Raw genomic sequence first — 20,860 nt, 5'->3', positions numbered from 1 at the left:
CGGATTCGCTTTGCACACTTTAATTCATTGTTTTTGCGCATGCTGTTCTCGCAAAGCCGCTGCGCACTTTTGCGCGACATGCTTTAGGCCATCAACCTCGTGACCTCAGCCCCATCGGGCTGAGCAATGGCGTCGGCAATGGTCGTCGAGAAAAGGACCTTGCGCGTCGCATCCGCCACCCGGGCAAAGACATGCCGGATTTCGCAGGTCTGCTCACCGTCGCAATCGTCGCAGCGGCGATAGGCGGTGAGCGACAGACAGGGCAGCGGCGCCAGCGGACCGTCGATGAGGCGCAGGATTTCGCCGAATGTGATCTCATCCGCCGGCTTGCGCAGGAAATAACCACCCTGCTTGCCGCGACGGCTGATCACGATGCCCTGATGTTTCAGGTCGAGAAGGATCTGTTCCAGGAATTTCTTCGGGATCTTCTGCTGGGCCGCGATCTCGGAAATCATCATCGGCTCGCCGGCCTCGGATTGCGCCAAAGCCGAAAGCGCGCGCAGCGCATATTTTGCTTTCTGAGTAATCATTTCGAACCGCTTCACACACACATGCGGGTACGTTCGGCCGATCGATTCAGCCGGTCCGCTCCAGAACTCCTCAGCCCTCGTCCCCGGGGCAATTTCGAAGCACTCACACCCATGGCGCAACGCCAGGAGACGCTAGCAACCCAGACTTGTTGTCATTCTTTGTCGCTATGCCCATAGTTTAGCGCAAAATCCGCCGCTGCGCATCATTTTGGGCATCACTTCCGATTTCCGTTTGACAAGCTATGTGTAACTCTACTATTTCTATAGACATTAAAGCAAGCACTTAAACATGGCCAGCCATATCAAGTGCTTCCGAAGAGCCGCTGCCGGCGGCAAATCGCCTTGGTTCAAAGCCGAGGCGTTCGCTTTTCCTTATCGGTGCTGCTTCATGGAGATATTTACTCTCCATCCGCTTCGTTTCGAAATCTATTTTTCTGTCCGCGAACGTTACGAGCTGCGATACTCCTGCCAACATCAGGACAGGATCCACCATGACTGCCATTACATCAATTGAAGACGCCGCGACGCTCAACAGCCAGCTCGCATCGCTCGATCTTGCTGGCCGTCTGTCCCTCGTCGCCGGCCTCGGTGGCCGCGCCGTGTTCACGACGTCGCTCGGGATAGAAGATCAGGTGATCACGGCGGAGATCGGCAATCACCGCCTGCCGATCGAGGTGGCAACCCTGCAGACAGGCCGCCTCTTTCCGGAAACGCTCGCCCTCATCGACGAGACGGAAAGCCAATACGATATCCGCATCATCCGTTACGAGCCGGAACAGGCCGATATCGATGCCTATGCTGAAAAATACGGTCTGAACGGTTTCTACGAGAGCGTCGAAGCCAGGCATGCCTGTTGTGGCGTGCGCAAGCTCAAGCCGCTTGCGCGAGCGCTCGCCGGCGCCACCATCTGGATCACCGGCCTGCGCCGCGGCCAGTCCGCCAACCGCGCCGATACGGCCTTTGCCGAATTCGATCCCGAGCGCAACCTGATCAAGATCAATCCGCTGGCCGATTGGGACATCGATGTCATCCGCGCTTATGTCTCCGACAACAGCGTTCCGGTGAACCCGCTGCATGCCCGCGGCTATCCCTCGATCGGCTGCGAGCCCTGCACGCGGGCCATCAAGCCCGGCGAGCCCGAACGGGCCGGCCGCTGGTGGTGGGAAAACGACGAAAAGCGCGAATGCGGTCTGCACGTTCATGAAGAAGCCACGGGCGCCGCACAGTAAAATACCCGCCGGCTCTCGTCTTTCGATCCAAGGCGCGTTTCCTACGCCGCCGATCTGCCGGGAGCCAAAGCGTCCATTCTTTCCGGCCCATATTCCGGTCGGGACACTTGAAAGTTCTGGAGTCATCAATGCCCGATAGCCGTCCGGATACGGAAATTTCCAATCCGCAAAGCATCAAGCCGCCGCTCGATCCGCATCTAAAGGCGCTGGAAAACGAGGCCATCCATATCTTCCGCGAGGTTGCTGCCGAATTCGAGCGTCCGGTGATGCTCTATTCGATCGGCAAGGATTCTTCGGTACTGCTGCATCTGGCGCGCAAGGCCTTCTATCCCGGGCGCATCCCCTTCCCGCTGCTGCATGTGAACACCGGCTGGAAATTCGCCGAGATGATCACCTTCCGCAACGAGATCGTGAAGAAGTACGATCTCGATCTGATCGAGCACATCAATCCGCGCGGCAAGGCGGAGAATGTTACGCCCTTCACCCATGGTTCGGCTGGTTATACCGATATCATGAAGACCGAAGCATTGCGCCAGGCGCTCGATGCCGGCCAGTATGACGCCGCTTTCGGCGGTGCCCGCCGCGACGAGGAAGCCTCGCGCGCCAAGGAGCGCATCTATTCCTTCCGCACGCCGGACCACCGCTGGGATCCGCGCAACCAGCGCCCGGAACTCTGGAACGTCTATAACGGCCAGATCCGCAAGGGCGAAAGCGTTCGCGTCTTCCCGCTTTCCAACTGGACCGAAGTCGATATCTGGCGCTACATCCAGGCCGAGGATATTCCGATCGTGCCGCTCTATTTCGCTGCGAAGCGTCCCGTCGTCGAGCGCGACGGCATGATGATCATGGCGGACGATCCGCGGCTGGAGCTGCTGCCGGGCGAAGCCAAGCGCGAAGAACTCATCCGCTTCCGTACGCTGGGCTGCTTCCCGCTGACTGGGGCCATCCGTTCAACAGCGACGACGCTGGAAGACATTATTGCAGAGCTGGAAATCGCTACGGTTTCCGAACGACAGGGCCGCGCCATCGACCGTGACCAGTCCGGCTCCATGGAAAAGAAGAAGCGCGAAGGATATTTTTGAGATGACCGTAAACGCCAACGTCGTCACGATTCCCGCTGTTGGGCCTGCTGCCGAACCGGCCAAAGCCCTTCGCGACTCGCGCCCCCTTCGCCTGATCACCTGCGGCAGCGTCGATGACGGCAAGTCCACGCTGATCGGCCGTCTTCTCTGGGATACCAAGGCGGTCAAGGAAGACCAGGCCGCCACGCTCCAGCGCGATTCCACCGGCAAGCAGAACGATCTCGGCCTGCCCGACTTCGCGCTGCTGCTCGACGGCCTGCAGGCCGAGCGCGAACAGGGCATCACCATCGATGTCGCCTATCGCTATTTCTCGACCGACAAGCGCTCCTTCATCGTCGCCGACACACCCGGCCACGAGCAATATACCCGCAACATGGCAACCGGCGCTTCGACGGCCGATCTTGCCGTGCTTTTGGTTGATGCGCGCATGGGCATCCTCGAACAGACCCGCAGGCACGCAACCATCGCCTCGCTGCTCGGCATCAGGCAGTTCGTGGTCGCCATCAACAAGATCGACCTGACGAATTACGACCGCGCCGGCTTCGAGAAGATCTCCAACGAATTCCGCGAATTCGCCCTTTCGCTCGGCGTGAAGCAGATCACGGCTATTCCGATGTCGGCGCTGAAGGGCGAGAACGTCGTCTATTCTGGCCAGGCCGTCATGCCCTGGTACAACGGCCCGACCTTGGTCGAGGCGCTGGAACTGGCGACCGTCCGCTCGGCGCAGGCGGTCGGCTTCCGTCTTTCGGTGCAGCGCGTCTCCCGCCCCGGCGAGAGCTTCCGCGGCTATCAGGGCACGGTTGCCGGCGGCTCGGTGAAGCCGGGAGACAGCGTCATGATCCTGCCGTCGGGCATGGTCGCCAATGTCTCGAAGATCGTGACCTTCGATCTGGTGCGCAATGCGGCCGTTGCCGGCGATGCCATCACCCTCGTCCTTGATCGTCAGGTCGACGTGCCGCGCGGCGACATGATCGTCGCCATCGACAGCCAGCCGCAGGCTGGCCTCTCCTTCGATGCCCAGATCGTCGCGCTGCAGCCGGAAGGGATCGAACCTGGCAAGCGCTATTGGCTGAAGAGCGGCAGCCGCCGCCAGCGCGTGCAGGTTCAGCCGATCGCCCAGCTCGAACTCAAGACGGGCGCATGGGCACCGGCGCAGGCGCTCTGGATGAACGCGATCGGCAAGGTCCGCCTGACGTTCGACGAGAGCGCCATCTTCGACCCCTACGAACAGAACCGCTCGACCGGTTCCTTCATCCTGATCGATCCCGAAAGCAACAACACCGTTGCCGGCGGCATGATCACCGGCAGGCGTTCCGACCTTGGCGGCATCCATAAGGAAGGCCAGCGCGTTCTCCTGTCCCTGCCGGCCGATCTCGCCGAGCAGATCATGGCAAGCGAACTCTTCGCCAGCCGCCGCGATGAAACGGATGTGCGCCGCGTGACCGCAGCACAGGCCGCGGAAATCTGGACGAATGCCGCAAGCGACATCTGATCGCTATAGCATAACAAAAAGAAGGTGGCGGGCTTGGCCCGGCCGCCTTTTTTATTTGGAGGAGCTGCCCCGCCCGAAGGCTAACAATCTACCTCGGAGCGATCGTTCGAGGTTTCAGATCACCGCAATATCTCGCCGAGCGCCGCCAGCAGGCGGTCGCATTCCTCATCCGTGCCGATGCTGATGCGCAGGAAATCGCTGATACGCTCCGCCGAAAATCGCCGTATCAAAATCCCCTTGCTCCGCAGCTCCGCCGCCAGATCGGCACCCGGCCTGTTTGGATGCCGCGCGAACAGAAAGTTGGTGGATGACGGGAGGACGTGGAAGCCGAGTTCCTTGAGCCCGACGGCCAGACGCTCGCGGCTCGCAATGATCAGGGCGCGATGATGCTCGAACCAGTCGCGATCTTTCCAGGCCGCAACGGCGCCCGCCAAGGCGAGCCGGTCGATGGGATAGGAATTGAAGCTGTCCTTGACCCTTTCCAGGGCTTCGATCAAGGGCCGCTGCCCGACGGCGAAACCGACGCGCAGACCGGCAAGCCCGCGAGATTTCGACAATGTCTGGATCACCAGAAGGTTCGGATATGACTTGACGAGCGAGACGGCGCTCTCGCCGCCGAAATCGACATAGGCCTCATCGATGACCACGACCTGATCGGGATGCTTCCGGACGAGTGCTTCGATATCCGATAAGGGCAAGCCGATCCCGGTGGGAGCATTAGGATTGGGCAGGATGATCGCGCCGCAGGGCTGGCGATAATCGTCAAGGCGAACACGCATCTCCGCATCGACGGGAACCTGCCGGAACGTGATCCCGTAGAGGCGGCAATAGGTCGGGTAGAAGCTGTAGGTGATATCGGGGAAAAGCAGAGGCTTTTCATGGTTGAGGAGCGCCTGGAACGTATGCGCCAGAACCTCATCCGATCCGTTGCCGACGAAGACCTCGTCCTTGTCGATCCCGAAGCTCTCGGCGATCGTGGCGCGCAACTCCCGCGCCGTCGGGTCCGGATAGAGCCTAAGCGTGTCGGACGCTGCCTTCGAAATTGCCTCCAGCGCAAGCGGCGAAGGGCCGTAAGGGCTTTCATTGGTGTTCAGCTTGATTATGCCGCCTGTGGTCGGCTGCTCGCCGGCGACATAGGGGGTCAAGGAATGAACAATCGGACTCCAGAAACGGCTCATCGTGATTTCCAACCTGGCCGCCGCCGATCTCGGATCGACGCGGCAAATTAAATGTAAGATCTCTACCGTCGCAAAATCGAATTCCTGCGACAACCGTTTCGAAGACGATTCTGGAAAATATCCCGCCTGAGCGCATGCAGGCTTCAAACCGGCTGCCAGGTCTCTTTCTCAAACAGTAGCCGTTGCCGGCAAAGCCTCGCAGCTTTTTGCGAAAAGCCGCTCGCTCAGGAAATCGACGAAGACGCGGACCTTGGGCGACATGTGACGATTGGACGGCCAGAGGAGATGGAAATGGCCGGGCTCATCGATGAAATCATCGAGAACGGTTCTGAGCTTCCCCTCCGCAAGCGTGCTGCGCACGAGGAAATCGGGCATGCAGCCGATGCCGAGGCCGGCGACCGTCGCGCCGCGCACCGCCTCCATGTTGTTGCAGGCAAAAGCCGTCCGCATCCGCAGCTCCGGCTCGCCTTCCGGCATGGTCAGCGGCCAATCCTGTAGCTTGCCGCTGTTGGGAAAGCGAAACCTGACGGCCAGATGCTCATTGAGCGCGCGCGGGCAATCGGGAATGCCGAAGCGTTCAAGATAGAAGGGCGCGGCGCAGAGCAGCATCTGAAATGGCCGCAACGTGCGCGATATTAGCCGCGAATCCGGCAGGTCGCCGCTGCGGATGGCGACATCGACCCCCTCCTCGATCATGTCGACGATGCGATCGTTGAAATCGATATCGAGTTCGACTTCGGGGTAGCGAGCTACAAATTCCGGCACGACAGGCAGCAGGAAATGATAGCTGACGATCGGCACGCTGACGCGCAGCCGCCCGCGCGGCACGGCCACCGCCTGGGCAAGCGAGGCCTGCGCATCGTCGAGATCATCGAGCACGCGCCGGCAACGCTCGTGAAAGAGGCGCCCCTCCTCGGTCAGCCGGATGCTGCGCGTGGAGCGCTGCAGCAGCCGAACGCCAAGCTGGCGTTCCAGATTGCTGACCGCCTTGCCCACGGCGGAGGCCGAAAGACCGAGGACGCGCCCTGCGGCAGCGAAACTGCCGAGATCCGCCGTGCGAACGAAAGCCGTCAATCCACTCAAGCGATCCATGGGCACATTCCATTCGAGAGTTTTATTCCAGTATATATGGAGTTGTAGTGCTATTATCATCCGATTGCAGCAAAACTATCTTGCTCGGGTCATTTGAAGCCCGCGGACGATGGCCCTTTGGCCAGCACCACTCCCAGGATTGCCCGCGGCTTTCCCCTTGCTCAAACCCAATGGTAATCCGATGACCTCAACCGACATGAAGGTCGCAAGTCCGACCGAAAAGTTCTTCGTGCTCGTCGCCGTCTGCTGCGCCGCGGCGGCGATGCCGCTCACATTCACCGGCCCGGCCGTCGCTTTGCCGGCTATCAGCCGAACGCTCGGCGGCAGCCCGATCGCCCTCAACTGGGTCACCAACGCCTTCATGCTGACCTTCGGCAGCTGCCTGATGGCATCAGGCGCGCTGGCGGACAGTTTTGGCCGGCGCCGCATCTTTCTTTCCGGTGTCGGCTGCTTCGCACTGTTCTCGGCCGGGCTGGCATTTGCCGGCGATATCGTCTGGTTCGATATATTACGCGCCTTGCAGGGTCTCGGCGCCGCAGCCGCTTTCTCCGGCGGTATGGCCTCGCTCGCGCAGGAATTCGACGGCGCGGCGCGTATGCGGGCCTTCAGCATCGTCGGCTCCAGCTTCGGCGTCGGGCTCGCCTTCGGGCCGATCGCCTCCGGCCTGATGATCGATGCCTTCGGCTGGCCGTCGATCTTCCTCCTTGTTGTCTTCCTGGCGCTGCTCGCCCTCGGTCTCGGTGCCTATTTCCTGCGCGAGTCCCGTGATCCGGATGCGGCGGGGCTGGATTGGCCCGGCGCGCTGAGCTTCACCCTCGCCTTGACGCTGTTCACCTACGGCATGCTGCGCGCGCCCGAAACCGGCTGGAGCGATCCGTTCGTCATCGCCTTGCTGGTCGGCGCCGCATTGCTCTTCCTTGCCTTCGGCATCATCGAGCGCATCGTGAAGCGGCCCATGCTGGATCTCAGCCTGTTTCGCTATCCGCGCTTCGTCGGCGTGCAGCTGCTGGCGGCGGCGCCCGCTTATGCCTTCGTCGTGCTGCTGATCCTGTTGCCGGTTCGCTTCGTCGGCATCGAGGGCATGAGCGAGATCGCCGCCGGGCGGATGATGGTTGCGCTGTCGGCGCCGCTGCTCATCCTGCCGATCGTCGCCGGCCTTCTGACCCGCTGGTTCAGCCCCGCAATGATTTGCGGCACCGGCCTTGTCATCTCGGCTGCGGGTTTGTTCTGGCTCAGCCATTTCACAACGGGTTCGGCTCCTGCCGCGCTCATCGGCCCGCTGCTAGCGATCGGCATCGGCATCAGCCTGCCCTGGGGCCTGATGGATGGGCTTGCCGTCAGCGTCGTTCCCAAGGAGCGCGCCGGCATGGCGACCGGCATCTTCAGCACCACCCGCGTCGCCGGCGAAGGCGTGGCGCTTGCAATCGTCAGCGCCGTTCTCTCCGCCCTTATCCAGTCGAAGCTCGGGATATCGGCGGGAGAGCATGCTTCGGCCGCCGCGCAACAGCTCGTCACCGGCAATCTGGCCGCTGCTGCCTCGAATGCGCCGGCGATCGGGCATGAAGCTCTTGTTCAGGACTATGGCCACGCCTTCAGCACGCTGCTGTGGCTCCTGACGGCCATCACCGCCGTCACGGCAATCGTCGTTTTTTCCTTCCTTGGCCGGGCGTCATCGACCGTCACCGCTGAAGACGCGGATCAATTGCAAGAGGATGAAGAGACGCTTCGCACATCGAAAGCTTAGGCAGCGTCTTCGGTCAGCCGGGGCCTTGGCCTCGGCGGTCGGGCCAGTGATCGCGGCATAGCAAGACGGCAAATCAAAGGCCTAGGAGGGCCGAAAACCCTGGCGCGATGCAACAGAATGTTTCGCCACCACATAAAATGTGCGCACCGAAGAGGTGCGCGGACAATTTGCGGAACGGCGCGAGGTTGGCGTTCATATGCACTGCTGTTATATGATATCCCCATGATATCAGACCGGTTTTTGAAAACTATTGCCTGGACCTACATAGCGGCGCTCATCGGCGTAACCCTTGCGCATTTCGATTGGCAGGCCGCATTTGGCAATCCGTTCGATATCTTTCGTGCCGGCGCGCTCTGCATAGCGGGCATGCTTGCCCGCCTCGCCTACCCGCAATCCCCCTCCTTCACTTGCCTTCTGATGATCGGCAGCGTGCTTGCTCTTTCCGTGTCGCATTTCGTGGCGAACGGCAACTATGGCTCGACGTTCGATATCATCGTCGGGATGACCAGCGGGCTCTGGGGCATCATGATCGGTTCGGCCCTCAGCAAGCTGATCGTCTCCGCCTCGAAGCGGCCTGCATCCTACTGAAACAACCAGCAGTTCTTTCGACGGGGCGCTTTCTGCCGCCGGTCGAGTATGACCGTTGCGGTTAAACGTAAAATGGCCGCCAGTCGCGGCCGTTCGATCTCATCTCACAGTATCCGCAAGAAGACTGAAATCGAGATGGCGGTCATTTCGTACCTCGAGATGACTATTACGTAGCCAATATTATGCGTGACTTACTATCTGTATTTGCAGATGTGGCTTTCCTGCAACTGAAATTTAAAAATCTCGAAAAAGGCATTCTGATAAAAATATATCACATAACTTTCTCGGTATTCGTCTCTAATAAGGACCAGAAGCGGGTGGGGCCCGTTTCTCCCGAGTCGGGGTATTTAAACAGGGATAGGGTAAGGCACGTCGATTCTTCGGCGCGATGGCCTATGCCCAATCTATATTGGATTGGAGTTTTTATGAACATCAAGAGCCTTCTTCTCGGCTCCGCTGCTGCCCTGGCAGTAGTTTCTGGCGCCCATGCAGCTGACGCTATCGTTGCTGCCGAGCCGGAACCGCTCGAATACGTCCGCATCTGCGACGCATATGGCGCTGGCTACTTCTTCATCCCGGGCACGGAAACCTGCCTCAAGATCGGCGGCATGGTCCGTACCGAAGGCAAGTGGTACGATGCCTACAACCCGACCAGCAAGAATGGCACGGTTTGGCACACGCGCGCTCAGCTGAGCGTCGACACCGCGACCGACACCGAATACGGCCCGCTGAAGACCAACACGGTCTACCGCTTCGATTGGCAGGATGGTGGTTCCACCACCACGAAGCTGCTGTTCGCCAACATCAGCCTCGGTGGCTTCCTCGTTGGTAAGGCCGACTCGCAGTACAACTCGTACATCGGTTACGCCGGCAACGTCATCAACGACGACGTGGTCAATGACGGCCCGTACGAACTCAACCAGTTGACCTACAACTACGACGCCGGCAACGGCTTCACGGCTGTGATCTCGGTTGAAGACAGCAACTCCGGCGCTGGCGCTACCGGCGTCAACGGCGAAGACAGCTCCAACCACTACGCTCCAGACGCTGTTGCCGGTGTTGGTTACAAGGCTGGCAACTTCGGCTTCAAGATCGTCGGTGGTTATGACTCCATCGTCGAAGAAGGCGCTGTCAAGGCTCGCGTCGATGCCGACTTCGGCGTCTTCAAGGCCTTCTTGATGGGCGGCTGGAACACCGACGGCGACAAGCTGAACAAGTACGCAAACGCCAACGGCGCTGGCGCTGCCAAGGGCATCGGCTGGGGCGACTGGGCTGTCTGGGGCGGCTTCACCGTTCCGATCAACGAAAAGCTGCAGGCTAACGCTCAGGTTGCCTACACCGACTCGAAGATCTTCGCAGCAACCGCCAACGTTCGTTGGAACCCGGTCAAGAACCTCCTGGTTCAGCCGGAAGTTTCCTACACCAACTGGGACTCCATCAACCAGGACCAGTGGGCTGGCGTTCTGCGCTTCCAGCGTAGCTTCTAAGACCTCTTTACCGAGATCTGATCTGACTTGACCCCTGATCGGATGGGGACCGGTCCGACTTCCAGCGAAGTCGGGCCGGTCCTTCCGAGAAGGGGTCGATTCATTTTGCGGATGCCGTTCGAATGGCGTGCTTCCGCCGCCAAAATTGCGTGCCCATGCAGGCCGGAAAATCAGCCGGCCAGCGATCGCTTCGATTGTCGAGCAAATAGCCGCGCCGCGGCCAATTGCCTGCATTTCCCTGCGATCAACGCATCGACATCCAGCATTTTTTGTCGTAGAGACAGCGCATGTCATTCGCTCACGCATATGCCTCGCGATTTTATTCGTACCGCTGCTCTCAGCGGAGGCGGGCCTGTGCGTAGTTAGAAGAGACACGACAGCAAAGACCCGAACAGCCGCTAGTCTACCTGGCGGCTTTTTTGTCGCCACGGTATGACCCTTAAAGGAACCGATACCGTGTTGAATTCCACTGATGACTTGCGCATTGTCGAGATCACGGCGCTGACGCCGCCGTCCCGGATCATAGATGAGATTCCCCGCGACGAGGCAGCGACGGCCACCGTCACAAAGGCGCGCAATGCCGTCCACAATATCCTGCGCGACGAGGACGACCGATTGATCGTCGTCATCGGCCCCTGCTCCATTCATGATCCGGTCGCAGCGCTCGATTATGCAGCGCGGCTGAAGGAACAGCAGGACCGCTTCTCAGACGATCTCGAAATCATCATGCGGGTCTATTTCGAGAAGCCGCGCACGACTGTGGGATGGAAGGGCCTGATCAACGACCCGCATCTCGACGGCAGCTACCGTATCGAGGAAGGCCTGCGCATCGCCCGCAAGCTGCTGTTCGACGTCAACGAGATCGGCCTGCCGGCGGGCTGCGAATATCTCGATACGATCACGCCGCAATATATTTCCGACCTGGTGAGCTGGGGTGCGATCGGCGCGAGGACGACCGAGAGCCAGGTGCACCGGCAGCTGGCATCGGGCCTCTCCTGCCCCGTCGGCTTCAAGAACGGCACGAATGGCGACGTGCGCATCGCGCTCGACGCGATCGTCGCGGCGTCGCAGCCGCATCACTTCCCGGCGGTGACCAAGGAAGGCCTGGCAGCGATCGCCTCGACGCGCGGCAATGAGGATTGCCACATCATCCTGCGTGGCGGCAAGCAGCCCAATTATGATGCCGCCAGCGTGCAGGCGACGGCGGAACAGTCCCTCAAGGCCGGGCTCGAGCCGCGCATCATCATCGACGCCAGCCACGCCAACAGCAGCAAGAACCCGGAAAACCAGCCGCTCGTCGTGACTTCCGTCGCTGAGCAGGTCTCGGCGGGCGATCGGCGGATCAAGGGCATGATGATGGAGAGCAACCTCGTTGCCGGCCGCCAGGACCTCGTGCCCGGCAAGCCGCTGGTCTACGGCCAGAGCATCACCGACGGCTGCATCGACTGGCCGACTTCCGTTCGCACGCTGGAAGACCTGGCGAGGGCCGCCCAGGCACGGCGACGGCTGGCGCGCTGAAACCGTCTCCCATTCGTGGAGACAGGCTGGGGTCAGATACGCCGATAATGCGCGAGGCTCAGATAATGCTTTCTTGGTCCGCGCACATGCCACATCTCCGCCCAGGCATCGGATGTCCGAAAGAAGAGACGGCCCCGGTAAAGATCGGGGCCGCAATGATGGGTGACGCGTTGCGAGGCGCCTTCACCGATGCGGATGAATTCCGAAAGATTGGGGAAACGCACGACGACATCGTCATCTGCGTCATCAAGCCGATAGGTGCGACTGCTTCTTAGCGTCGCGTGCTCGCTTCGCGTATCGCCATGCTCCTCGAACTGGACAGGCGTGACGAACGCCTGTCCCTCGAATGTGATCAGGAAGCGATTGAAGCGGTCAATGATCCGCCGCCTCACCTCCCAAGTCCCGAGATAGGGTTTCAGCCGGTCGATGCCGGCCGATCCTTTCATCAAGAAGCCGCGCGCTGCGTTGTATCAGTCTGCCGGCGTGGCAGCTTCCAGCCCGGCCGGACGAAGTGGCACGTATAGCCGTTCGGATAGCGCTCCAGATAATCCTGGTGCTCCGGCTCGGCTTCCCAGAAATCACCGACCGGCGCGACCTCGGTGACGACCTTGCCGGGCCACAGGCCGGAAGCGTCGACATCGGCGATCGTGTCGAGCGCGACCTGCTTCTGCTCTTCGCTGGTGTAGAAGATCGCCGAGCGGTAGCTCAAGCCGACATCGTTGCCCTGGCGATTGCGCGTGCTCGGGTCGTGAATCTGGAAGAAGAATTCCAGCACATCGCGGTAGCCGATCTTCCGCGGATCGAAAATGATCTCGATCGCCTCGGCATGGCTGCCGTGGTTGCGGTAAGTGGCGTTGCGGACATCGCCGCCGCTATAGCCGACGCGCGTCGAGATGACGCCGTCATAGCGGCGGATGAGATCCTGCATGCCCCAGAAGCAACCGCCGGCGAGAACTGCACGTTCCGTTGTCATCTTATATCCTCCACTTGATCGATATAGGCACCATAGCCCTCGGCTTCCATCCGGTCACGCGGCACGAAGCGAAGGGACGCGGAATTGATGCAATAGCGCAGGCCGCCGCGATCGATCGGTCCGTCCGGGAAAACATGGCCGAGATGGCTGTCGCCATTTGCCGAGCGCACTTCGACGCGCACCATACCGTGCGACGCATCCGTCAACTCGCTGACATTGGCAGGCTCGATCGGCTTGGTAAAGCTCGGCCAGCCGCAGCCGGAATCGAATTTATCCGCAGAGGCAAAAAGTGGCTCGCCGGAAACGATATCGACATAGATGCCCGACTGCTTGTTGTAGAGATGTTCGCCGGAGCCGGGACGTTCCGTGCCGCTTTGCTGCGTCACGCGATATTGTTCAGGGGTAAGCTTGGCTATGGCCTCTGCCGTCTTGCTGTATTTGCCCATTGTTGTTCTCCATGCCCCTCGGCACGCATTCCGAGCTGAGCCGGGTCCTCTAAGGGACGCAAGAAGGCCGGATGAAGCTCGATCAGCGCTAAGGGAGTGTTTGCAGAGCCAATATAGGCATCACGCGATCGGTTTGCCATATCGATCACGACTGCGTGACGCCCTGCCATTCCCGCGCCTCAGCCATTCCCCTTGCATGAGGCGGCATAAATTGCAGCAAGCGCCTCGATGCCGGCCTGATCGTCGCCGTCGAAACGGCCTGGAAGCGGGCTGTCGAGATCGATGACGCCGAAGACCCTTCCCTCGCGGAAGAGCGGCACGACCAACTCCGATCGCGAGGCCGCATCGCAGGCGATATGTCCGGGAAAAGCATGTACATCCTCGACGAGGACCGACCGGGCCTTCTCGACCGCCGTCCCGCAGACGCCACGGCCGACGGCAATGCGCACGCAAGCGGGCTTGCCCTGGAACGGCCCGAGCACGAGTTCATTTGCCTGCCGCAGGAAATAGAATCCCGCCCAATTGAGGTCAGGCAGCATCTGGAAGATCAGCGCGGAGGTATTGGCGGCATTGGCAATCGAATCCCGCTCGCCATCAAGCAAGGCCTTCAGCTGATCGGCAAGCTCGCGATAGAATTCAGGCTTGCTGTCGTTTTGAATCGCTTTTTCCACGAACATGGCTTGGCCTTTCGAAGATGCCCGTCTGAGAGATCGTCAGTCCTTTTCATCCGGCGGGCAAGGCCAGTTGGACGGCGCCTTCAGCCAGGACGGCAATATGGTCGTCTTGTCCCCGCAAGCCAGATTGATCTGCGCCTGCTGCAGGCCGCTTGCCTTCGACAGATCGAGGCCCTCGATGCGGGTGAGATACATGAACGCGCCGCTGAAGGAGGTTGCGCCGTCCATCACGGCGCCGTTCAGCGTCGCCCGCGAAAGATTGGCAAAGGAGAAATTCGCACCCGTCAGCACAGCCTTGTCGAAATCGGCGCGCCCGAGTTCCGCCTTCTGAAAATCGGCACTGTTGAGCTGCGCGTCGGCAAATTCGGCCCGCTGCAATTCGGCATTGGCAAAGGAAGCGCCATTGGCGGAGGCCTTGCTGAAATCGGAGCGATAGGCTTCGATCTTTGCGAAGTTCGCGCCGTCGGCCTTGGCATTCTTCAGCCAAGTGCGCACCAGCGTCGCCTTCTCGAGATTGGCGGAGGTCAAGTTGGCATCGCTCAAATCGGTGCTATCGAGATGGGCACCGGCGAGATTGGCACCATGCAGATCGCTGTTCGGCAGCATGATGTTGGTCTTGCTGCATCCGCTCCAATCGAGGCCGGGTGCTGCGACATTGCCGCAATCGCCAGCACGCAGCGCATTGGTGCCGGGGCCTAGCAGGAACACCGCGCTCAGCGCCAATACGCCAAGACCCGTGGCTATCCCCATTCTCCGCCCCATGGCGCCCGACCATGCAGCACGCCGCCTTTGCGCGCTCGCAAATTTCTCACCGGCCACCCGGGCCGCCCCATCGACAAAATCCATTCCGTCACTCCGCTCCAGCACCTGCCAGCCGAACTCTTGTCTGAGTCGGATGCACGCCCCTCTTCCTTGTATATAGTGCTTCGGGCGACAAAAAGAGCCGGTTTTGCAAAAGCTGGCGTGATGCGCGGTATGATGTTAGCCGGTAATGCTGGCGGAGAAATGCATCCAGTCTCCAAACCAGCCATCCGGCCGCTGAAGACGATCTTAGGCGAGCCGATCTCCAGGCCGCCATGTAGCGGTGCGGAAAAGGCAATCGCGCATCAGCCAATAACTGCCCGATCTTCGGACAGGATCTCAGATCATAATTTCGGGGGGAGATTTTTCGGGAAGGAGATCAGTGTTTTAAGCTGGTCGGAGTGGAGTGATTCGAACACTCGACCCCCACGTCCCGAACGTGGTGCGCTACCAGACTGCGCTACACTCCGTGACCAGCGGCGCTTCTATAGACCAGCCATTTTTGATGCACAAGCACCAATCTCAAAAAACCTTTTGATTTTTGACGAAAAAATTACAGCCGTGTCTGCCTAGAAAATCGGCAGGAAACCGGGGGTGAAAATGCGGGCGTGCAAAAGACGCAACAGATCGAGTAAAATCCCGCTTGTACACGCGGATGGGAATTTTCTTTTGCCGGCTTTGGCGCTAAAGCCCTAGGCGGGACAGGTGGAAAATGCCGTGGGACAGCGGCTTTTCCGCAACCGAATGCGTGACAGAAGCTCAAGGACGACACGATGAATATCCGCATGATCACCGCGGCTGGACTGTTGCTGGCACTGGCCGGCTGCAGCACCACGACGACGACAACGACAGCAGCCCTGCCGCTGCTTGCGAAGAATCCCGTTCAGGATCGCTGGCAGGGCCAATCCGCAGGCCGCTTCTTCGCGGCTTACGGCCCGCCGCTCTCCGACCGTGACGAAGGCGGCAGCCGCGTCTACACCTGGCGCGGCGGCTACAAGAACGTCACCATCGTCAACAAGGACGGCAAGAAGGCCGGCAAGCGCTCTCTCAGCTGCAAGGCCGATATCGTCACCAACCAGAGCTACGAGATCCGCTCGGTCAAAATTCTCGGCGACCAGCCGGGTGCCAGCGGCTCGTCCTATTGCGCCGAGCTTCTGGCTCCGCCGGAAAAGGCAGAAGCAGCGGACGGCTGAGGCTACTGCGTAATTCCTTAAATCGGAATCGATTTAAGGGAAAATTATGCAGCATTTCAAAGTGTTACAGCGTCCTTGGCGCGTCTTAAAAGACGCGCGGCGCTGTAAAGCTTCATCACGGGACAATGCCAGCGGGCGGCCTGCAAGGGCCGCCGGTTGCGTTTGCAGATCTCAGCCGTCGGCAGCCGCGATTTTGGCGCAGCTTTTCGGCGGCGGCACGTCGGCCGCCGGCATGAAGGCCTTGTCGATGGCATAGAGCTTGGCAAAGGGCGTTTCGGCGGCGAGCCTCACGCCTTGCGGATCAGCGCCGCCGAAACGATCCTCGACATCCGCATTGACGAGCAGAATGAAATCGAAGCGCCGCCGCCAATCGTTGAGATAGGGCGCGATGCCGCTGACGGCCCTGATCTCGTCGGGGCAATCCAGCAGGCTTATGGAGAGCAGGTTGCCTTCCGGCACGGCGATATCGCTCCAGGGCGGCAACACGGTCAGCGGCTGCTTGCCCTTGGCGGTGAAGACCGTCGGCACGAAGGCATGGGCGTAAGGGACGGCAAGCGTCGGCAGATGCCGGAACGTATCCTGGTTCCAGGCGAAATAGCGATGATCCGCAACGCCGTGCTCGTTCGGTTGCCGCATGACCGGCAGGACGGCTGCGCCCTCGGGCACGGCCGCAAGCACAGTGCGAACGGCGGCGGCATCGGCGTCCCCCTGCCACCAGTTGAAACCGATCCAGGCTGTTCGTCCCAGTACGACGGTCGAGAGCACGAGCATGACGAGGAAAGCCTGGCGACGCGGCAAGCGTGGCAAGGGGCAGACCGTCACCATGGCCGCAAGCGCCATCATGATGGGGAAGCGCCAGCTGATCCAGCCGGTACCGAGCATATGACGCGGCGCAACGCAGGACAGAAGCAGCAGACCGGCAGCCGCGACCGCCATGCCGGCATGGATGGTCAGACGGCGCGTGCGCGCCGCATAGGTGCAGACGAGGATCAGCGGGATCAGGAGCAGCATGTCGGCGAGCAGCGCATAGCTCCACAGCGCCGACATGAGGTTTGCCAGGATCAGGACGACGGAATCGTTCCAGGATGCATCCAGGCCGCCGCCGCCATCCGGCAAGACAGGCTGATAGAGGAACAGGCAGATCGCCGGCAGGGTGCAGGCGAGCATTGCGATCAGAAGCCTGCCGCACAGGCGCAGGAAGGCCCCAGGCGATCTCAAGGCGGCCATCGTCGGCGAGAATTCGAGGCCGCAGACGAGCGCCATGTAGAAGCCCAGCGAAAAAATATGCATGACGGTCAGCAGCAGGCCGGCCAGCAGCCGCCAGCCAAACAATACAGCCGGATTGCGTGATTGCAGGGCGTGATCGGCGCTGGCGAAAAGCAGCGCCAAGCCGAGCCCGATCTGGAAATTGATGAAGCCGCCGATCAGCGTCGCGCACCAGGCGAAGTATAATATGCCGATCTGCCAGTAATAGCCGCCGCCATAGAGGCGCCGGTGCAGCGCTATCGCGCCGAGCGGCGGCAGCACGATCGCCAGGAAGAGCAAGCTGCGCGCCAGCAGCGAAACGCCGATCAGCGGCCCCAGCCAAGAGGCGGCGAGATCGATGCCGACATTGGTGAAGGTCCGGTTCCAATCGAGCGTATAGATCTCGTCAAACGGCGGCGTGTCGATGCCGCCGGCGAGCAGCCACATGCGGGCATAGTGGTTGGGATAATCAAGGATCGGCGGGAATTTGAAGAGGGTTACGAAAATGGCGACGAGGATCAGAAAGGCGGCAATCGCAAGGCCCGGCTTCTGGCTGACGATGATGGCATCGGTATCGACTGTTTCGTGCACATGCGGGGAAGCGGCCGCGCCTTCGGCCGATAGCGCGCTTGCTGATGGTTGCGGCATCAGCGGATCGCCCTCACCTGCTCCGCGCTGTCAGCCCCTTCACTGGGGCCGCTCAAGACACGCTCGAGCGCCTGCCGCTTGCCGGTCGCATCCAGATCGGAGAAGTCGCTGGGGATATCGAGCGATCGGCCGCCCTGCAGCAGGCTTTCGATCATGAACATCGGCCGCCGCTTGTTCTCCTGCACCAGCCGGCCGACATATTCGCCGATGATGCCGATGCAGATGAGCTGGATAGCGCTGAAGGCGGTGATGGCCGCCATGATGCTCGACCAGCCGACAATCGTTTCGCCCGCAAACCAGCGGATAAGGGTATAGAGCAGCAGCATGGCGGCGCAGCCGGCGCTGACGAGGCCGAGCCAAGTGCTGATGCGCAGGGGCACGGTCGAAAAGCTGGTGATGGCATCGAGCGCGAAATTGATCATCTTGCGCAGTGGATATTTGGTGGTGCCGGCAAAGCGCGCATCGCGCTCGTAGGGCAGCGCCACCTGCTTGCCGCCGATCCAACTCACCATGCCGCGGATAAAACGGTCCCGCTCCGGCATCGCCAGCAGGATATCGACGACGCGGCGCCGCATCAGCCTGAAATCGCCGACATCGCGCGGGATCGCCACCGAGGCGAGCCGCGACAGCAGCCGATAGAAGAGCGAGGCCGAAGCGAGCTTGAACCAGCTCTCCCCCTGCCGGCGCACGCGCTGGCCATAGACGACATCCGCGCCGCGATCCATGACCGGCATCATCATCAGCAACAGTTCCGGCGGATCCTGCAGATCGGCATCGATCAGCAACACCCGCTCGCCACGCGAGGCGGCAAGGCCGGCGGTGGCAGCCAGCTGGTGACCGTGATTGCGCATCAGCCGCACGCCAAGCACCTGCGGCGTCTCCACGGCAAGCGAGGCGATCACCTCCCAGGTGCCGTCAGTCGACCCGTCATCCACCAGGATGATCTCGAAAGCCTCACCGGCAATCCCCCGCGCCGTCACAACAGCCCGCCGGCAAAATTCGCCAAGCCCCTCCTCCTCATTGTGGCAGGGGGCAACGATGGAAAGCAGCAATTCGTAGGGAGCGTGGTTCATGATCGCCTGTATCGAGATGATGGCGAACAGGATGGAGGAAAATGGTCAAACAATATTTAAGTGGTGGAGATAACGGCGGCCGCGACGGGAATTTCTTCAGCCAATGTCTTTGATGTTGCAAAGACTATTGTTGCAACGCGTAGATCATGAAGTTCATGTGATTTAGAATATTGGAAAGCAAATGGCTGGGGCGCCAGGATTCGAACCTGGGAATGCCGGTACCAAAAACCGGTGCCTTACCGCTTGGCGACGCCCCAACAGAGGAAATGGCGGCTACACCAGCCAATCGGCGTCTGATTAGCAAAGGTCGCATCCGGCTACAATGACTAAGTGATGAGCGGATGCATATTTCTGTGTGCTTTCCGGGCGGCTATGATAGGTCTTGCGGCATTGCATTGCGCATGAGGAGATCCGATGAGCCAGTTTCGCGCCCGCCCGCCGGCCGTGCCCACCGTGCTTCTCGATGACGCCGTCTGCCGCATCACCCGCTGGGATTTCGAGCCCGGCGCCGATACCGGGCATCATGTCCATGGCCTCGGCTATGTCGTGGTGCCGATGACCGATTGCCGGTTTCTGCTGGAGGAACCTGGCGGCAGCCGGCGGGTCGATATCGCCAAGGGTGCCGCCTATCGGCGCGAGGCGGGTGTCGAGCACAATGTCGTCAATGCCGGCGCCGAGCCGATGTCCTTTATCGAAATCGAATACAAGCAATCATGAGCACGCCTGACTTCGACCTTGCCTTCGAACCCGCCTACGGCCGCGCCGTACCGGTCGCGCCCGGCATCGAGCGGATGACGGTCAACAATCCCAGCGCCTTCACCTTTCACGGCACCAACAGCTATATCGTCGGCGGCTCTTCCGTCGCGGTCATCGATCCCGGTCCGGAGAATGAGGCGCATTTCGCCGCTTTGATGGCGGCGCTGAAGGGGCGCGAGGTCACGCATATCTTCGTCAGCCACACCCACCGCGATCACTCGCCGCTTGCGAAAAGGCTGAAGGAGGCGACGGGGGCGCTGACCGTCGGCGAAGGGCCGCATCGTGCCGCGCGGCCGCTCCATCAAGGCGAGGTCAATCCCTTCGCCGAAAGCTCCGACATGGAGTTCCAGCCAGACATCGTGCTTGCCGACGGCGAAAGCGTCTCCGGAGACGGCTGGCAGCTGACGGCGCTCACGACGCCGGGCCATACGGCAAACCATGCCTGCTTCGCGCTCGACGGCACCGGCATCGTCTTTTCCGCCGATCATGTCATGGCGTGGGCGACCTCGATCGTGGCGCCGCCCGACGGCTCCATGGCGGATTACATGGCGTCGCTGGAGCGGCTTCTTGTCCGCGAGGACCGGCTGTTCCTGCCCGGCCATGGCGGGCCGGTGAAGGAGCCCGCATCCTTCATGCGAGGATTGCGGACCCATCGCCGCATGCGCGAGCGCGCCGTGCTGGAGCGCATCAAGGCCGGCGACCGGCTGATCCCGGACATGGTGAAAGCCATCTATCGCGATACCGACCCGCGCCTGCATGGAGCGGCCGCCCTTTCGGTGCTGGCGCATCTGGAAGATCTGGTCGAGAAGGGTCAGGTGGAAACCGACGGGCCGCCGGCGCTTTTCGGGGCCTATCGTCCCGCCTGAACCGGGACGGCTGGCTATCGGCGATTTCCGAAGTTTGAATGGCGGGCACGATTTCCCCCTCTCCCCTCGGGGAGAGGGCAGGGTGAGGGGGTGTCACCACGGGAAAGAAAGATTCTTGTTTTTCAAAGAATTATTTCTTTGCCGCACTCCCCCTCATCCGACCCTTCGGGCCACCTCGCCGGGGTTGAGCCGCGGGTCTCAACCCGTCCTTCGGACCACCTCGGGGAGAAGGAGCTTGCGGCGCC

The 20,860-nt window shown here is 61.0% G+C and carries 20 protein-coding genes and 2 tRNA genes; 10 read left to right on the top strand and 12 right to left on the bottom strand.

Annotated elements, in window-relative coordinates:
* Nucleotides 1–83 precede the first annotated feature (83 nt).
* The gene (locus CCGE531_RS05390; RefSeq protein WP_120663261.1) at nt 84–530 is read right to left on the bottom strand and encodes an Rrf2 family transcriptional regulator; all 447 of its coding nucleotides are present in this window, start codon (nt 528–530) and stop codon (nt 84–86) included.
* A gap of 491 nt (nt 531–1,021) precedes the next feature.
* On the opposite strand from CCGE531_RS05390, the gene CCGE531_RS05380 reads away from it, so the two are divergent.
* From CCGE531_RS05380 to cysN, 3 genes are all read left to right on the top strand, one after another.
* Nucleotides 1,022–1,759, top strand: coding sequence for a phosphoadenylyl-sulfate reductase (locus CCGE531_RS05380; RefSeq protein ID WP_120663259.1), 738 nt, complete (start codon nt 1,022–1,024; stop codon nt 1,757–1,759).
* Nucleotides 1,760–1,887: 128 nt separating this feature from the next.
* Nucleotides 1,888–2,841 carry a sulfate adenylyltransferase subunit CysD gene (gene cysD / locus CCGE531_RS05375; protein ID WP_120663258.1) on the top strand — a complete coding sequence of 318 codons (954 nt, stop codon included), beginning with the start codon at nt 1,888–1,890 and terminating at the stop codon, nt 2,839–2,841.
* A gap of 1 nt (nt 2,842) precedes the next feature.
* On the top strand, nt 2,843–4,333 hold the full coding sequence (cysN, locus tag CCGE531_RS05370) for a sulfate adenylyltransferase subunit CysN (protein WP_120663257.1): 1,491 nt from the start codon (nt 2,843–2,845) through the stop codon (nt 4,331–4,333).
* A gap of 119 nt (nt 4,334–4,452) precedes the next feature.
* On the opposite strand, the gene hisC is transcribed toward cysN, so the two are convergent.
* Together hisC and CCGE531_RS05360 are read right to left on the bottom strand one after the other, a co-directional pair.
* On the bottom strand, nt 4,453–5,511 hold the full coding sequence (gene hisC / locus CCGE531_RS05365) for a histidinol-phosphate transaminase (RefSeq protein WP_120663256.1): 1,059 nt from the start codon (nt 5,509–5,511) through the stop codon (nt 4,453–4,455).
* Between the two features lie 168 nt (nt 5,512–5,679).
* Nucleotides 5,680–6,603 carry a LysR family transcriptional regulator gene (locus CCGE531_RS05360; protein ID WP_120663255.1) on the bottom strand — a complete coding sequence of 308 codons (924 nt, stop codon included), beginning with the start codon at nt 6,601–6,603 and terminating at the stop codon, nt 5,680–5,682.
* 181 nt (nt 6,604–6,784) lie between these two features.
* Here CCGE531_RS05360 and CCGE531_RS05355 point away from each other — a divergent pair, with 181 nt between their 5' ends.
* The 4 genes from CCGE531_RS05355 (at nt 6,785) to CCGE531_RS05340 (ending at nt 11,940) form a co-directional block, all read left to right on the top strand.
* Nucleotides 6,785–8,347 carry an MFS transporter gene (locus CCGE531_RS05355; RefSeq protein WP_120663254.1) on the top strand — a complete coding sequence of 521 codons (1,563 nt, stop codon included), beginning with the start codon at nt 6,785–6,787 and terminating at the stop codon, nt 8,345–8,347.
* Between the two features lie 222 nt (nt 8,348–8,569).
* The gene (locus CCGE531_RS05350) at nt 8,570–8,935 is read left to right on the top strand and encodes a hypothetical protein (protein ID WP_245458990.1); all 366 of its coding nucleotides are present in this window, start codon (nt 8,570–8,572) and stop codon (nt 8,933–8,935) included.
* A 425-nt stretch (nt 8,936–9,360) separates the two neighbouring features.
* Nucleotides 9,361–10,422 (top strand): porin, encoded by a 1,062-nt coding sequence (locus tag CCGE531_RS05345; RefSeq protein ID WP_120663253.1) that lies wholly within the window; start codon nt 9,361–9,363, stop codon nt 10,420–10,422.
* A gap of 456 nt (nt 10,423–10,878) precedes the next feature.
* Complete coding sequence (locus tag CCGE531_RS05340; RefSeq protein WP_120663252.1) at nt 10,879–11,940, top strand: 3-deoxy-7-phosphoheptulonate synthase; 1,062 nt, start codon at nt 10,879–10,881, stop codon at nt 11,938–11,940.
* 32 nt (nt 11,941–11,972) lie between these two features.
* Here the strand turns inward: CCGE531_RS05340 and CCGE531_RS05335 are convergent, their stop codons facing one another.
* The 6 genes from CCGE531_RS05335 to CCGE531_RS05310 all read right to left on the bottom strand — a co-directional run bounded on the left by CCGE531_RS05335 (nt 11,973) and on the right by CCGE531_RS05310 (nt 15,304).
* Entirely contained in the window at nt 11,973–12,386 is a 414-nt protein-coding gene (locus CCGE531_RS05335; protein WP_120663251.1) for a DUF6314 family protein, read from the bottom strand.
* Entirely contained in the window at nt 12,386–12,913 is a 528-nt protein-coding gene (msrA, locus tag CCGE531_RS05330) for a peptide-methionine (S)-S-oxide reductase MsrA (protein WP_120663250.1), read from the bottom strand. Before msrA ends, CCGE531_RS05335 begins: the two co-directional genes overlap by 1 nt.
* Entirely contained in the window at nt 12,910–13,359 is a 450-nt protein-coding gene (msrB, locus tag CCGE531_RS05325) for a peptide-methionine (R)-S-oxide reductase MsrB (RefSeq protein WP_120663249.1), read from the bottom strand. The genes msrA and msrB overlap by 4 nt, the downstream gene beginning before the upstream one ends.
* Before the next feature lie 179 nt (nt 13,360–13,538).
* Nucleotides 13,539–14,036 carry a GAF domain-containing protein gene (locus CCGE531_RS05320; protein ID WP_120663248.1) on the bottom strand — a complete coding sequence of 166 codons (498 nt, stop codon included), beginning with the start codon at nt 14,034–14,036 and terminating at the stop codon, nt 13,539–13,541.
* A 36-nt stretch (nt 14,037–14,072) separates the two neighbouring features.
* A complete protein-coding gene (locus CCGE531_RS05315) occupies nt 14,073–14,783 on the bottom strand; it encodes a pentapeptide repeat-containing protein (protein WP_120666515.1) in 711 nt (236 codons plus the stop codon).
* Nucleotides 14,784–15,227: 444 nt separating this feature from the next.
* A tRNA-Pro gene (locus CCGE531_RS05310) sits at nt 15,228–15,304 on the bottom strand.
* Nucleotides 15,305–15,607: 303 nt separating this feature from the next.
* Between CCGE531_RS05310 and CCGE531_RS05305 the strand changes: the two genes are divergently transcribed.
* A complete protein-coding gene (locus CCGE531_RS05305) occupies nt 15,608–16,027 on the top strand; it encodes a hypothetical protein (RefSeq protein ID WP_120663247.1) in 420 nt (139 codons plus the stop codon).
* Between the two features lie 171 nt (nt 16,028–16,198).
* Here the strand turns inward: CCGE531_RS05305 and CCGE531_RS05300 are convergent, their stop codons facing one another.
* From CCGE531_RS05300 to CCGE531_RS05290, 3 genes are all read right to left on the bottom strand, one after another.
* A complete protein-coding gene (locus CCGE531_RS05300; protein ID WP_120663246.1) occupies nt 16,199–17,920 on the bottom strand; it encodes a hypothetical protein in 1,722 nt (573 codons plus the stop codon).
* Nucleotides 17,920–18,993: a glycosyltransferase family 2 protein gene (locus CCGE531_RS05295; protein WP_120663245.1), complete on the bottom strand. Its 1,074-nt coding sequence runs from the start codon at nt 18,991–18,993 to the stop codon at nt 17,920–17,922. The genes CCGE531_RS05300 and CCGE531_RS05295 overlap by 1 nt, the downstream gene beginning before the upstream one ends.
* Before the next feature lie 182 nt (nt 18,994–19,175).
* A tRNA-Gln gene (locus CCGE531_RS05290) sits at nt 19,176–19,250 on the bottom strand.
* 157 nt (nt 19,251–19,407) lie between these two features.
* Between CCGE531_RS05290 and CCGE531_RS05285 the strand changes: the two genes are divergently transcribed.
* Together CCGE531_RS05285 and CCGE531_RS05280 are read left to right on the top strand one after the other, a co-directional pair.
* Nucleotides 19,408–19,710, top strand: coding sequence for a cupin domain-containing protein (locus CCGE531_RS05285; RefSeq protein ID WP_120663244.1), 303 nt, complete (start codon nt 19,408–19,410; stop codon nt 19,708–19,710).
* Nucleotides 19,707–20,615 carry an MBL fold metallo-hydrolase gene (locus CCGE531_RS05280; RefSeq protein ID WP_120663243.1) on the top strand — a complete coding sequence of 303 codons (909 nt, stop codon included), beginning with the start codon at nt 19,707–19,709 and terminating at the stop codon, nt 20,613–20,615. The genes CCGE531_RS05285 and CCGE531_RS05280 overlap by 4 nt, the downstream gene beginning before the upstream one ends.
* Nucleotides 20,616–20,860 lie beyond the last annotated feature (245 nt).

Origin of the sequence: Rhizobium sp. CCGE531 (assembly GCF_003627795.1) — a bacterium.
Classification (GTDB): Bacteria; Pseudomonadota; Alphaproteobacteria; order Rhizobiales; family Rhizobiaceae; genus Rhizobium.
Note: the sequence above shows the minus strand (reverse complement) of the source record. Positions and strands in the feature narration are given on the sequence as shown.

Bases quoted from the DNA above. Each gene is read 5' to 3' on its own strand.
- CCGE531_RS05390 (WP_120663261.1), bottom strand. From the start codon at position 530: ATGATTACTCAGAAAGCAAAATATGCGCTGCGCGCGCTTTCGGCTTTG.
- CCGE531_RS05380 (WP_120663259.1), top strand. From the start codon at position 1,022: ATGACTGCCATTACATCAATTGAAGACGCCGCGACGCTCAACAGCCAG.
- cysD (WP_120663258.1), top strand. From the start codon at position 1,888: ATGCCCGATAGCCGTCCGGATACGGAAATTTCCAATCCGCAAAGCATC.
- cysN (WP_120663257.1), top strand. From the start codon at position 2,843: ATGACCGTAAACGCCAACGTCGTCACGATTCCCGCTGTTGGGCCTGCT.
- hisC (WP_120663256.1), bottom strand. From the start codon at position 5,511: ATGAGCCGTTTCTGGAGTCCGATTGTTCATTCCTTGACCCCCTATGTC.
- CCGE531_RS05360 (WP_120663255.1), bottom strand. From the start codon at position 6,603: ATGGATCGCTTGAGTGGATTGACGGCTTTCGTTCGCACGGCGGATCTC.
- CCGE531_RS05355 (WP_120663254.1), top strand. From the start codon at position 6,785: ATGACCTCAACCGACATGAAGGTCGCAAGTCCGACCGAAAAGTTCTTC.
- CCGE531_RS05350 (WP_245458990.1), top strand. From the start codon at position 8,570: ATGATATCAGACCGGTTTTTGAAAACTATTGCCTGGACCTACATAGCG.
- CCGE531_RS05345 (WP_120663253.1), top strand. From the start codon at position 9,361: ATGAACATCAAGAGCCTTCTTCTCGGCTCCGCTGCTGCCCTGGCAGTA.
- CCGE531_RS05335 (WP_120663251.1), bottom strand. From the start codon at position 12,386: ATGAAAGGATCGGCCGGCATCGACCGGCTGAAACCCTATCTCGGGACT.
- msrA (WP_120663250.1), bottom strand. From the start codon at position 12,913: ATGACAACGGAACGTGCAGTTCTCGCCGGCGGTTGCTTCTGGGGCATG.
- msrB (WP_120663249.1), bottom strand. From the start codon at position 13,359: ATGGGCAAATACAGCAAGACGGCAGAGGCCATAGCCAAGCTTACCCCT.
- CCGE531_RS05320 (WP_120663248.1), bottom strand. From the start codon at position 14,036: ATGTTCGTGGAAAAAGCGATTCAAAACGACAGCAAGCCTGAATTCTAT.
- CCGE531_RS05315 (WP_120666515.1), bottom strand. From the start codon at position 14,783: ATGGGGATAGCCACGGGTCTTGGCGTATTGGCGCTGAGCGCGGTGTTC.
- CCGE531_RS05305 (WP_120663247.1), top strand. From the start codon at position 15,608: ATGAATATCCGCATGATCACCGCGGCTGGACTGTTGCTGGCACTGGCC.
- CCGE531_RS05300 (WP_120663246.1), bottom strand. From the start codon at position 17,920: ATGCCGCAACCATCAGCAAGCGCGCTATCGGCCGAAGGCGCGGCCGCT.
- CCGE531_RS05295 (WP_120663245.1), bottom strand. From the start codon at position 18,993: ATGAACCACGCTCCCTACGAATTGCTGCTTTCCATCGTTGCCCCCTGC.
- CCGE531_RS05285 (WP_120663244.1), top strand. From the start codon at position 19,408: ATGAGCCAGTTTCGCGCCCGCCCGCCGGCCGTGCCCACCGTGCTTCTC.
- CCGE531_RS05280 (WP_120663243.1), top strand. From the start codon at position 19,707: ATGAGCACGCCTGACTTCGACCTTGCCTTCGAACCCGCCTACGGCCGC.